The 10,914-nt window shown below is 70.6% G+C and carries 13 protein-coding genes; 5 read left to right on the top strand and 8 right to left on the bottom strand.

What is annotated here, in order from left to right:
- The first annotated feature begins 98 nt into the window (after positions 1–98).
- Both PKD06_RS08870 and rlmN read left to right on the top strand, forming a co-directional pair.
- A complete protein-coding gene (locus PKD06_RS08870; protein WP_324379636.1) occupies positions 99–317 on the top strand; it encodes a hypothetical protein in 219 nt (72 codons plus the stop codon).
- 47 nt (positions 318–364) lie between these two features.
- Positions 365–1,603, top strand: a complete 1,239-nt coding sequence (rlmN, locus tag PKD06_RS08865) for a 23S rRNA (adenine(2503)-C(2))-methyltransferase RlmN (protein ID WP_324379634.1) — start codon at positions 365–367, stop codon at positions 1,601–1,603.
- Between the two features lie 8 nt (positions 1,604–1,611).
- Here rlmN and obgE read toward each other — a convergent pair whose 3' ends face one another.
- The 4 genes from obgE to rplU all read right to left on the bottom strand — a co-directional run bounded on the left by obgE (position 1,612) and on the right by rplU (position 4,182).
- Positions 1,612–2,649 (bottom strand): GTPase ObgE, encoded by a 1,038-nt coding sequence (gene obgE, locus PKD06_RS08860; RefSeq protein WP_324379632.1) that lies wholly within the window; start codon positions 2,647–2,649, stop codon positions 1,612–1,614.
- 59 nt (positions 2,650–2,708) lie between these two features.
- Positions 2,709–3,341: a GNAT family N-acetyltransferase gene (locus tag PKD06_RS08855; RefSeq protein ID WP_324379630.1), complete on the bottom strand. Its 633-nt coding sequence runs from the start codon at positions 3,339–3,341 to the stop codon at positions 2,709–2,711.
- Between the two features lie 160 nt (positions 3,342–3,501).
- The gene (gene rpmA, locus PKD06_RS08850) at positions 3,502–3,768 is read right to left on the bottom strand and encodes a 50S ribosomal protein L27 (RefSeq protein WP_324379628.1); all 267 of its coding nucleotides are present in this window, start codon (positions 3,766–3,768) and stop codon (positions 3,502–3,504) included.
- Positions 3,769–3,873: 105 nt separating this feature from the next.
- Positions 3,874–4,182: a 50S ribosomal protein L21 gene (rplU, locus tag PKD06_RS08845; RefSeq protein WP_324379626.1), complete on the bottom strand. Its 309-nt coding sequence runs from the start codon at positions 4,180–4,182 to the stop codon at positions 3,874–3,876.
- A gap of 244 nt (positions 4,183–4,426) precedes the next feature.
- Here rplU and ung point away from each other — a divergent pair, with 244 nt between their 5' ends.
- Genes ung through pyrC form a run of 3 tightly spaced genes read left to right on the top strand, consistent with a single transcriptional unit; the run spans position 4,427 to position 6,944 of the window.
- Positions 4,427–5,149, top strand: coding sequence for a uracil-DNA glycosylase (gene ung, locus PKD06_RS08840; RefSeq protein ID WP_324379624.1), 723 nt, complete (start codon positions 4,427–4,429; stop codon positions 5,147–5,149).
- On the top strand, positions 5,146–5,853 hold the full coding sequence (locus tag PKD06_RS08835; RefSeq protein WP_324379622.1) for a class II aldolase/adducin family protein: 708 nt from the start codon (positions 5,146–5,148) through the stop codon (positions 5,851–5,853). The genes ung and PKD06_RS08835 overlap by 4 nt, the downstream gene beginning before the upstream one ends.
- Positions 5,850–6,944: a dihydroorotase gene (pyrC, locus tag PKD06_RS08830; RefSeq protein ID WP_324379620.1), complete on the top strand. Its 1,095-nt coding sequence runs from the start codon at positions 5,850–5,852 to the stop codon at positions 6,942–6,944. The genes PKD06_RS08835 and pyrC overlap by 4 nt, the downstream gene beginning before the upstream one ends.
- A gap of 3 nt (positions 6,945–6,947) precedes the next feature.
- On the opposite strand, the gene PKD06_RS08825 is transcribed toward pyrC, so the two are convergent.
- The 4 genes from PKD06_RS08825 to PKD06_RS08810 all read right to left on the bottom strand — a co-directional run bounded on the left by PKD06_RS08825 (position 6,948) and on the right by PKD06_RS08810 (position 10,886).
- On the bottom strand, positions 6,948–7,604 hold the full coding sequence (locus PKD06_RS08825; RefSeq protein WP_324379618.1) for a response regulator transcription factor: 657 nt from the start codon (positions 7,602–7,604) through the stop codon (positions 6,948–6,950).
- Positions 7,605–7,708: 104 nt separating this feature from the next.
- Positions 7,709–8,167, bottom strand: coding sequence for a secondary thiamine-phosphate synthase enzyme YjbQ (locus tag PKD06_RS08820; protein WP_324379615.1), 459 nt, complete (start codon positions 8,165–8,167; stop codon positions 7,709–7,711).
- On the bottom strand, positions 8,164–9,849 hold the full coding sequence (locus tag PKD06_RS08815) for a cisplatin damage response ATP-dependent DNA ligase (RefSeq protein ID WP_324379614.1): 1,686 nt from the start codon (positions 9,847–9,849) through the stop codon (positions 8,164–8,166). The genes PKD06_RS08820 and PKD06_RS08815 overlap by 4 nt, the downstream gene beginning before the upstream one ends.
- Positions 9,846–10,886 carry a ligase-associated DNA damage response exonuclease gene (locus PKD06_RS08810; protein WP_324379638.1) on the bottom strand — a complete coding sequence of 347 codons (1,041 nt, stop codon included), beginning with the start codon at positions 10,884–10,886 and terminating at the stop codon, positions 9,846–9,848. Before PKD06_RS08810 ends, PKD06_RS08815 begins: the two co-directional genes overlap by 4 nt.
- Positions 10,887–10,914: the final 28 nt, after the last annotated feature.

Raw genomic sequence — 10,914 nt, 5'->3', positions numbered from 1 at the left:
GCCGGGGCCTTCAGCTCCGCCCGGCCCCGCCACGGCGGAGCATCCCGTCTTTGGCATGCCCCTTCCACAGGGCATGCCCGGTAGAGGAGTTGAGGTCCATGGCAGAGCACCGCTTCCGGGTGGGTCAGCAGGTCCGCATGGCGGCCCGCTATCCCGATCCGGCCGGCAACACAGTCTACGAGATCGTGCGCCTGATGCCGGCCACCCCCAGCGGCGAGTTCCAATATCGCGTCAGGAACCCCGCCGGCCAGGAGCGCGCCGCGGCCGAGAGCCAGCTCTCCTCGGTCGAGCCCGCCGCCATGGCGGCTGGAATCTGATCCCGGACGATCCGGCCGGCGGCGCTCCGGCCGCCAGACCCCTTGCCATGATCCCTCTTCCTTCCGCCCCGGTCGCGCCGCCGGGCGCGGGGGCGCTCGTCCCCCGCGCTCCCGCCGCCCTCCCCTCGCTCGTCGGCCTCACCCGCGCGGGGCTGCGCGACCATCTCGCGGCGATCGGCGTGCCGGAGCGCGAATGGCGCATGCGGACGGGCCAGCTCTGGCACTGGATCTACAGTCGGGGCATCGGCGATTTCGACGAGATGACCAATGTCGGCAAGGCGCTCCGCCTACGCCTCGCCGAGACCTCGACCCTCGCCCGCCCGCAGATCGCGGCGGAGCAGGTCTCGAAGGACGGCACCCGCAAATGGGTGCTGCGCATGCCGGCCCATCCGGCCGATCGCGGGGGCAAGCCCGCCGAGATCGAGTGCGTCTACATCCCGGAGAGCGACCGCGGCACGCTCTGCGTCTCCTCGCAGGTCGGCTGCACGCTGACCTGCTCCTTCTGCCATACCGGCACCCAGCGGCTCGTCCGCAACCTGTCGGGGGCCGAGATCGCCGCCCAGCTCGTCGTCGCGCGCGACCGGCTCGGCGACTGGCCCGGCGGCACGCGGCCCACGGACGGCCTGATCCCGGCCGAAGGTGAGCGGGCGATCACCAACATCGTCTTCATGGGCATGGGCGAGCCGCTCTACAATCTCGACCATGTCGTCGCGGCGGCCGAGGTGATGAGCGACCACGAGGGCCTGACGCTCTCGCGCCGCCGGATCACGGTCTCGACCTCCGGCGTCGTGCCCGAATTGCCGGCTTTGGGCGAGCGCGCCGGCACGATGCTCGCCATCTCGCTCCACGCCGTCCGCGACGACCTGCGCAACGAGCTGGTGCCGCTCAACAAGAAATACCCGATCGCACAGCTCCTCGATGCCTGCCGCGCCTATCCGGGCCTCTCGAATGCGCGGCGCATCACCTTCGAATACGTGATGCTGAAGGGCGTCAACGACAGCGACGCCGATGCGCGCGAGCTGGTGCGGCTGCTGCGGGGCATCCCGGCCAAGATCAACCTGATCCCCTTCAATCCCTGGCCCGGCACGCGCTACGAATGCTCGGACTGGGACCGGATCGAGCGCTTTTCGGAGATCGTCTTCCGGGCCGGCTATGCCTCGCCCGTCCGCACGCCGCGCGGGCGCGACATCCTCGCCGCCTGCGGCCAGCTCAAGAGCGAGACCGAGCGCCTCTCGGCGCGGGCGCGGATGATGGCCGAGGCGGGACAGGTCGCGGCGGAGGGCTGAGACCCCTGTCAGGGTTGCCAGCTCGTATCCGGCTCCGCCGCCTCCTTCTCCTCCCGCCGGGCGCCGGCGATGCGGGCGAAGAGCAAGCGCAGCGCTTCCTCGACGCCGAGGCCGGAGGCGGAGGAAAGGAGAAGCGGGGTCGTGCCGCAAGCCGCCGCGAGCGCCGCGAGGCGCTCCTCCGCCATCTCCAGCTCCAGGGCGTCGGCCTTCGACAGGGCGACGATCTCGGGCTTCTCGTCGAGCCCTCCGCCATAGGCGGAGAGTTCCTCCCGGATGACGCGATAGGCTTCCGCCGGGTCCTCCTGCGTGCCGTCCACGAGATGCAGCAGCACGCGGCAGCGCTCGAGATGGCCGAGGAAGCGGTCGCCGAGCCCCGCCCCCTCATGGGCGCCCTCGATCAGGCCGGGAATGTCGGCGAGCACGAATTCGCGCCCGTCCGCCCGCACGACGCCGAGGCCCGGATGGAGCGTCGTGAAGGGATAATCGGCGATCTTGGGCTTCGCGGCCGTCACGGCGGCGAGGAAGGTGGACTTGCCGGCATTGGGCAGGCCGACGAGCCCGGCATCGGCGATCAGCTTGAGCCGCAGCCTGATCCAGCGCTCCTGCGCCGGCTGGCCCGGATTGGCCCGGCGCGGCGCCCGGTTGGTCGAGGACTTGAAATGCGCGTTGCCGAAGCCGCCGTTGCCGCCCGTCAACAGCTTCACCCGCTGGCCGACCTCCATGATCTCGGCGATCAATTCCTCGCCTTCCTCGTCGAGGATCTCGGTGCCGGCGGGCACCTTCAGCACGACATCGGCGCCCGCATGGCCCGCCCGGTTCTGGCCCATGCCGTGCTGGCCGCGCCCGGCCTTGAAATGCTGCTGGTAGCGATAGTCGATGAGCGTGTTCAGCCCCTCGACGCCCTCCGCCCAGACGTCGCCGCCCTTGCCGCCGTCGCCGCCGTTGGGCCCGCCGAACTCGATGAACTTCTCGCGCCGGAAGGCGACGCAGCCGTTGCCGCCCGCCCCCGCGGCGATGAAGATCTTGGCTTCGTCCAGAAATTTCATGACGCAGAGGTATAAGGATTTTTCCGCGGGGCGGACCCGCCCCGCGGAAAGAAAATGCGCTAGGGATGCAGCGCCGCCTGCCCGGGCTCGAGCCGCGGCACGAAGGCCATGGTCGAACGGTCCTCGAAGCTGCGCCAACCCCGCCGATCCAGGCGGAAGCGCTCGACCGGAAGGACCGCTCCCCGCGCCGGGAAGGGCATGAGGCCCGTGCCGGCCGGCGAGAAGCCGCACTTCTCCAGGACCCGCCGCGAGGCCGGGTTCGGGATCCGCGCCGCGGCGGTCAATTCCCCGCCTTCCGTATAGGCGAAGAACGCATCCACCATCGCCTGCGCGGCCTCGGTGGCGAACCCCTCGCCCCAATGGGGACGGCCGAGCCAATAGCCGAGACGGGGCCGCCCAGCCTCCTCGCCGGCCCGGATCCAGACGGTGCCGATCAGCGAGCGGGGCTGCGCGCGGGGCGTGATCGCCATGACGAGCGCCTGCCCCTCCATATTGGCCCGCCGGCTCTCCAGCACGAATGCCGTCGCGTCCTCTTCCGCGAGCGGATGGGGGATGCGGGCGGTCATCTCGGCCACCGCCTTTTCGCCGGCGAGGCGCAGGAGGGCGGGAACATCGGCGGCGCGCGGCCAGCGAAGCCAGAGCCGCCGGGTCTCGAGCCGGAACACGTCATCCCTGGTCAGGTCGGGAAACATCGCTCTTCTCCGATCTGCGGCAGGGCTGGCGCCCGGCCGAACGACAAAGGGGAGGCGGTGCCCCACCTCCCCTTCGGATCGGATGAACCTTGCGAGGTCCCTCTCATGCGATCCGCCCGGGTCTGTGCGACACCCGGCGGAGGCAACAGGTCTCCGCCGTCTACTCGGCCGCCTCTTGGGCGGGAACCACGTCTACGAAAGCTCGGCCGGCTTTCGTGAGGAACCGCACGCGGCCCTCCGTCGTCGCGAAGAGGGTATGGTCCTTGCCCATGCCGACATTCACGCCCGGATGGAACTTCGTGCCGCGCTGGCGCACGATGATGTTGCCGGCGATGACGCGCTCGTCGCCGAACTTCTTGACGCCGAGGCGGCGGCCGTCGGAATCGCGCCCGTTGCGCGAGGAGCCGCCCGCTTTCTTGTGTGCCATGACTTGAACCTCGAAACTCGAATATCCCTTTAGCCGAGTCGGTGCGGAAAATCACCCGTCCCCGGCCGGTCCGATCGCCTCAGGGGTCTCCCCGAGAGCCGCCGTTCAGGCGATGGTCCCGATCCGTACGACCGTGAGGTCCTGGCGGTGTCCGCGCTTGCGGCGCGAATTCTGCCGGCGGCGCTTCTTGAAGGCGATGACCTTCGGGCCGCGGGCCTGCGCGACCACCTCGCCCGAGATCGAGGCGCCCTCGATGCAGGGCGCGCCGACCTCGACCCCGCCCTCGCGGGAGAGCATCAGCACCTCCTCGAAGGTGACCGTGGCGCCGGCCTCGGCGGCGAGCTTCGGAACCGTGATGGTATCGCCGGCGGCAACGCGGAACTGCTTGCCGCCCGTCCTGATCACTGCGAACATCGTTCTCTCCGTGTTCGATCCCCGGCTCGGGCGCATCGCGATGCGCGGGCCGGGCTTCTTTGCAGCTGTGGCGGGATGCCTGGACGCGAAGCCATGGGCACGCATCCAAACGACGATGAGCGCGGACGGCTCGCCCACGCTCGATATCCGCTTCCTAAGGCCCACCCGGCCCCGCGTCAAGGAGCGCGGCCTTGCCCTCGCCCCGACTTTCGGGAAGACGGAAGGCGCGCCGCCGGAGGATGCGATGGAACAGGAGAAGGGTCCGGTGACTTCCGCGCTCGCGCGATTTCGGGCCGGGCCGGAAGCGGCCGGCTGGCGCGAACTCGCCTTCTTCGCCTCGGGCGCGGCCGACCGGATCGCGGCCCGGCTCGATGCCGAGATCGCCGCTGGAGCCGAGATCGCGCCGCCGCCCGAGGACATCTTCCGCGCCCTGACCCTCACGCCGCTCGACCATGTGAAGGTCGTGATCCTCGGGCAGGACCCCTATCCGCGCCGCGGCGACGCGCACGGCCTCGCCTTCTCCTTCCGGGGCAAGCACTCGCTGCCGCCCTCGCTGAAGGTGATCCTGCGGGAACTCGCCGACGATCTCGGCGGCCCGGTGCCGAAGAGCGGCGACCTGACCTCCTGGGCGAGGCAGGGCGTGCTGCTTCTCAACGCCGCGCTCACCACCCTCGTCGGCCAGAGCGGCGCCCACATGAAGATCGGCTGGCAGGCCCTCACGGACGAGGCGGTGGCCGCCGTCTCGGCCGGCCGGCCGGCCGTGGTCTTCCTGCTCTGGGGAGGGCCCGCGCACAGCCGCGCGCCCCTGATCGACCGCACGAAGCATCTCGTGATCGAGAGCGGCCATCCCTCCCCGCTCAACCGCGCCCGCGACTTCCCCGGCTCCCGGCCCTTCAGCCGGGCGAATCAGTGGCTGGAAAGCCGGGGTCTCGCTCCTATCGACTGGCGGCTGGGGATGGAGCCGTGAACGAAGAGGCGGCGATCCGCGCGGCTATCGTCGAGGCGATGATCCGCCTCGACGCCTCCGGCCTGAACCAGGGCACCTCCGGCAACGTCTCGGTGCGCTTCGGCGAGGGACTGCTGGTCACGCCCTCCGGCATTCCCTGCGAGGCGCTCCGGCCGGAGGACATCGTGAGAATGGGCATGGACGGGACCGCCCTGGGCCGCCTCGCGCCCTCGTCCGAATGGCGCTTCCACCGCGACATCCTGGCGGCCCGCCCGGAGATCGGCGCCGTCGTCCACGCCCATCCGCCGCATGCGACGGCCTTCGCCATCTGCCGGCGCGACATCCCCGCCGCCCATTACATGATCGCCGCCGCCGGCGGCCCGACCATCCGCTGCGCCCGCTACGCGACCTTCGGCACGCAGGCGCTGTCGGACGCGGCGCTGGAGGCGCTGCAGGACCGGCAGGCGTGCCTCCTCGCCAATCACGGCATGATCACCGCCGGCCCGAGCCTCGCGCGCGCCCTGTGGCTCGCCGTCGAGGTCGAGACGCTGTGCCGGCAATATGCGCTGGCGCTCGGCATCGGCGAGCCCGTCCTGCTGCCCGAGGACGAGATCGCCCGCGTCGTCCAGGCTTTCCGCACCTATGGGCCGCGGGAGGCCGAGCCCGGCGGCCCCGCGGCCGGGATTCCGGTTTCCGATCTTGCACGAGGCGAGGCCAGTTCATGACTGTCGAGACGATCTTCGGCGCTCCTCCCGCTCCACAGCCGGAGGCGCGCGAGGCGATCACCATCCGCCGCCCGGACGATTGGCACGTCCATCTGCGCGACGGCGACATGCTGGCGAGCGTCCTGCCCTTCACCGCGGCGCAGTTCAGGCGCGGCATCGTCATGCCGAACCTCGTGCCGCCGGTGACGACCTCGGCCATGGCGGCCGCCTATCGCGAGCGCATCCTCGCCGCGCGGGCGGAGGAGTGCGATTTCGAGCCGCTCATGACCTGCTATCTCACCGACGCGACCTCGCCGGACGATATCGAGCGCGGCTGGGCGGAAGGCATCTGGGTCGCCGCGAAGCTCTATCCGGCCGGCGCGACGACCAACTCGCATTCCGGCGTGACCGACATCGCGGCACTCGCCCCCGTGCTCGAGCGCATGGAGCGCATCGGCATGAAGCTCCTCGTCCACGGCGAGACGACCGATCCGCAGGTCGACATCTTCGACCGCGAGGCGGTGTTCATGGAATCGGAGATGCTGCCGCTGCTCGCGCGCCACCAGGGGCTGCGCATCGTCGTCGAGCACGCCACGACCGCCGAGACGCTCGACATCGTCCGCGCCCATGCCGGCCGGGCGGCGGCGACGATCACGCCCCATCACCTCGTCATCAACCGCACCTCGATCTTCCAGGGCGGGCTGCGCCCGCACCTCTATTGCCTGCCCATCGCCAAGCGCGAGCGCCACCGCCTCGCCCTGCGCAAGGCGGCGACCTCGGGGGAGGCCTGCTTCTTCATCGGCACCGACACCGCGCCCCACCCGCGCCTCCGCAAGGAGGCGGAATGCTGCGCGGCCGGCGTCTTCGTCGGGGCGAGCGCGCTGCAATGCTACGTCCAGGTCTTCGACGAGGAAGGCGCGCTCGACAAGTTCGAAGCCTTCGCCTCGCTCAACGGCGCGCGCTTCTACGGCCTGCCCCTCAACGAGGGCACGATCACGCTGCACCGGCGCCCCGGCCGCATGCCGAAGGCCGTGCCGGTCGCCGGGGACGAGGTGGTGATCTTCCGCGGCGGGGAGGACCTGCCCTGGTCCCTCGGCGAGATCCGGCCGTAATCCCTATCCGCCCGCCCGGCCCGTCGCGCCGATCCGGCCGGCGACGATGACCGCCTGGGTGCGGCTGTCGACGCCGAGCTTCTGGAGAATGGCCGAGACATGGGCCTTCACGGTCGCCTCCGAGACACCCAGCTCGTAGGCGATCTGCTTGTTGAGCAGGCCCTCCGACAGCATCATCAGGACGCGCATCTGCTGTGGCGTCAGCCGGCCGAGCCGGCGCACGAGGTCGGAGGTCTCGCGGTCGTCGGCATGGTCGAGATCGACATCCGGCGGCGCCCAGATATCGCCCGAGAGGACCGTGCGGACGGCATTGCCGATGCCGTCGAGATCGAGGGATTTCGGGATGAAGCCCGAGGCGCCGAAATGGATCGCGCGCCGGATCACCTCCGGCTCCTCGGTCGCCGAGACGATGACGATCGGAATCTCGGGATATTGCGCCCGCAGGTAGATCAGCCCCGAGAAGCCCTGGACGCCCGGCATGGTAAGGTCGAGCAGCACGAGATCGACCTCGCGGGAGCGCCCGAGCGCCTCCTGGAGCGGATCGAGCCCCGCGCATTCGGCCACCTCCGCCTGAGGCAGGATGGTCTCGAGCGCGCGCCGCAACGCCTCCCGGAAGAGCGGATGATCGTCGACGATGATGATCCTGACGCTGGATTGCAACGTCGGCGTCTCCCATGCCGGATCGCCGCCCGAAGGGGGCGGTCTCGTTGTGTCTTCGCTCACCATAGAATCCTTTACACCCATCGTCATGGGCGCAGAAGAAGTTACCCTCCGGAAAGGTATACGAGCACCTCGCGCCGGTGCGGCGCGTCGCGGTGCTCGGCGAGGAACAGTCCCTGCCAGGTCCCGAGCGCAAGGCGTCCTTCCAGGATCGGAACGGCGAGGGAAGCCCCCGTCAGCATGGCGCGGATATGGCCCGGCATGTCGTCCGGCCCTTCGGCGTCGTGGACATAGCCGGCATGGCGCGGAGCGAGCCGGTCGAGCGCCATCAAGAGGTCCCGCCGCACGTCGGGATCGGCATTCTCCCCGATCAGGAGGGAGGCCGAGCTGTGGCGGCAGAACAGCGTCGCGAACCCCGTCCGGATGCCGCTTCCGGCGACGAAGCGGCGGACCGCCTCGGTCAGCTCCGTGAAGCCCGGCCCATGCGTCTCGACCGCGATCCGGGCCGCCGCCTGGCGCGTGACCTCCCCCGCCGCGACGGGCTCGACGGCGATGCGGCTCATGCCGGGACCTCCCCTCTCTTCGGATGCATCTCGGTCTCTCCCTTGGCGAGGATTTTCTCCAGGGCGTCGAGGCGGTCGGCCTCGCCGGCGGGCTTGTCCCAGCGGATGCGGTGGATGCGCGGGAAGCGCATGGCGAGACCCGATTTGTGGCGGGCCGAGCGCTGGATGCCCTCGAAGGCGACTTCCAGCACCAATCCGCGATCCGGCCCGTATTCCACCTCCCGCACCGGGCCGAAGCGCTGGACGGTATGGTTGCGGACGAAGCGGTCGAGTTGCAACAGCTCCTGGTCGGTGAAGCCGAAATACGCCTTGCCGACCGGCACCAGCTCCGGCCCCCCCGGCCCATCGCGCCAGCAGCCGAAGGTGAAATCCGAATAATAGGAGGAGCGCCGGCCGGAGCCGCGCTGCGCATACATCAGCACGGCATCGACGAGATAGGGCTCGCGCTTCCATTTCCACCAGGGCCCCTTGGGCCGGCCGGGAAGATAGGGCGAGGAGCCGCGCTTGATCATGCAGCCCTCGATCGCCTCGGCATCGGCGCCCGCCCCGGCCGAGGCCGGATCGGCGCGCGCCGCCGCCAGCTCGTCCCAATCCGCGAAGGGGATCCGCGGCGACAGGTCGATGCGCGCCTCCCCGAGCCCCGCGACGAACGCCTCGAGCCGGGCGCGGCGCTCATCGTAGCTGCGCTCCCGCAGATCCTCGCCGCCGAGGACCAGCGCATCGTAGACGCGCAGATGGGCGGGATAGTCGGCGAGCATGCGCGGCGTCACGCTCTTCCGGTTCAGGCGCTGCTGGAGCACGTTGAAGCTCTGCACGCGGCCGTCCCTGACGATGAGCAGCTCGCCGTCGAGCGCGCCCTCGAAATCCAGCGCCTCGACGAGATCGGGAAAGGCGCCGGAAACGTCTTCTCCCGTGCGCGAATAGATGCGCCGCACGAGCCGGCCTTCACGGTCGCGGCCCGCCACCGCCTGGAGGCGGATGCCGTCCCATTTCCATTCCGCCCGGAACTCGGCCGCGTCGAGCCGGCCAAAATCCTCCTCCTCGACCGGATGGGCGAGCATGGGTGGATGGAACGGCGCCGGATCGAGGCTCGACGGACGCGCCGCCCGCCCCTCCGCCCAGGCGAAAAGCTCCTCGTAGGGGGGGGCGAGGCCGTGCCAGACATGCTCGACATCGTCCGGCGCGATTCCCTCGCCGAGGCCCGCCACGGCGGTCTTGGCGAGCCGCGCCGAGACGCCGATGCGCAATTCGCCCGTGATGAGCTTGAGAAGCGCCCAGCGGCCGGTCTCGTCGAGCTGGTCGAGCCAGGAGGCGATCAGGGCGGGCAGCTCGACCTTGCCCGTCTGGGCGAGGCCCGCCACCACTTCCGACAGGCGCGGGCCGTCCCCCTCCCCGTTTCCGGGGGAGACGGGAGGCCGCCACATCAGCGCGACGGTCTCGGAGGTGTCGCCGACATAGTCGCGCGACAGCCGGAACAGAACCGGGTCCATCCGCTCCATGGCGAGCCCGCGCACCATGCCCGGCTTGGCATGGCGGAAGCTCAGCGAGCCCGTCAGCGCCGCAAGCGCGAGGCCGCGCTCGGGATCGGGCGTCCGGCGGAAATAATCCGCGATCAGCCGTATCTTGGCGTTGCGGCGCGGCTCGTAGCCGACCCGGTCGATGAGGCGGGCGAAGCCTTTCATCCCCCCTCCCCCGCCGCGTCGGCTTCCTCGTCGCCATAGCCCAGGAGGTTCAGCGGCCGCGCCCGGATGCCCCGGCTCCGGCACCAATGGACGAGCGCATCCTCCTGGCCATGGGTCACCCAGACCTCCTCCGCCTGCGTCTCGGCGATGGTGCGGCAGAGGTCGTCCCAGTCGCAATGATCGGAGATCACGAGCGGCAGCTCGACGCCTTTCTGGCGGGCACGGGCGCGGACCCGCATCCAGCCCGAGGCGAAGGCGGTGACGGGATCGGCAAAGCGCCGCGCCCAGAGGTCCTGGATGGCGGAGGGCGGGCAGATGACGATGCCCTTGACCGCCCGATCGGCCGCGACCTTCGGCGTCTCGCCGAGCGCGATGCCCTCGGCCTTGTAGAACTCGGTCAGGCGCTCCATCGCGCCGTGGAGCCGGATCGGCTCGCCATAGCCCGCCTCGCGCAGGAGCGCCATGACGCGCTGCGCCTTGCCCAGGGCGTAGGCGCCGACGAGATGGGTCCGGTCGGGAAACAAGGCCACGGACTCGAGAAGCTTCGCCACCTCGTCCCGCGCATCGGGATGGCGGAAGACCGGCAGACCGAAGGTCGCCTCGGTGATGAAGACGTCGCAGCGAACCGGCTCGAAGGGCAGGCAGGTCGGATCGCGCCCGCGCTTGTAGTCTCCCGAGACGACGAGGCGGCACGCTCCCTGCCCGCGGCAGGCGCCCTGCTCGATGAGAATCTGGGCCGAGCCGAGCACGTGCCCGGCGGGCACGAAGCAGACGCTCGCGCCCCCGATCCGCACCACCTCGCCCGGCACCGCCTCCTGGGTCGTCCCCGCGAAATCCGCGCCGTAGCGGATGGCCATGATGGCGAGCGTCTCGCGCGTCGCCATGACGTGGCGATGGCCGAACCGGGCATGGTCGGAATGGCCGTGCGTGATCAGCGCCCGCTCGACGGGCCGGACCGGATCGACATGGAAGCCGCCCGCCGGGCAATAGAGGCCCTGGGGCGTCAGGGTGAGGAGATCGGCCGCGCGCGAAGCCATGGGGCCGATATAGGTGGCCGCAAGCACC

The organism is Enterovirga sp. (assembly GCF_035325185.1).
GTDB lineage: Bacteria > Pseudomonadota > Alphaproteobacteria > Rhizobiales > Beijerinckiaceae > Enterovirga.
The sequence above is the reverse complement of the archived record's forward strand: the minus strand, read 5'-3'. Positions and strand labels throughout refer to the sequence as shown.

Bases quoted from the DNA above. Each gene is read 5' to 3' on its own strand.
- PKD06_RS08870 (WP_324379636.1), top strand. From the start codon at position 99: ATGGCAGAGCACCGCTTCCGGGTGGGTCAGCAGGTCCGCATGGCGGCC.
- rlmN (WP_324379634.1), top strand. From the start codon at position 365: ATGATCCCTCTTCCTTCCGCCCCGGTCGCGCCGCCGGGCGCGGGGGCG.
- obgE (WP_324379632.1), bottom strand. From the start codon at position 2,649: ATGAAATTTCTGGACGAAGCCAAGATCTTCATCGCCGCGGGGGCGGGC.
- PKD06_RS08855 (WP_324379630.1), bottom strand. From the start codon at position 3,341: ATGTTTCCCGACCTGACCAGGGATGACGTGTTCCGGCTCGAGACCCGG.
- rpmA (WP_324379628.1), bottom strand. From the start codon at position 3,768: ATGGCACACAAGAAAGCGGGCGGCTCCTCGCGCAACGGGCGCGATTCC.
- rplU (WP_324379626.1), bottom strand. From the start codon at position 4,182: ATGTTCGCAGTGATCAGGACGGGCGGCAAGCAGTTCCGCGTTGCCGCC.
- ung (WP_324379624.1), top strand. From the start codon at position 4,427: ATGGAACAGGAGAAGGGTCCGGTGACTTCCGCGCTCGCGCGATTTCGG.
- pyrC (WP_324379620.1), top strand. From the start codon at position 5,850: ATGACTGTCGAGACGATCTTCGGCGCTCCTCCCGCTCCACAGCCGGAG.
- PKD06_RS08820 (WP_324379615.1), bottom strand. From the start codon at position 8,167: ATGAGCCGCATCGCCGTCGAGCCCGTCGCGGCGGGGGAGGTCACGCGC.
- PKD06_RS08815 (WP_324379614.1), bottom strand. From the start codon at position 9,849: ATGAAAGGCTTCGCCCGCCTCATCGACCGGGTCGGCTACGAGCCGCGC.
- PKD06_RS08810 (WP_324379638.1), bottom strand. From the start codon at position 10,886: ATGGCTTCGCGCGCGGCCGATCTCCTCACCCTGACGCCCCAGGGCCTC.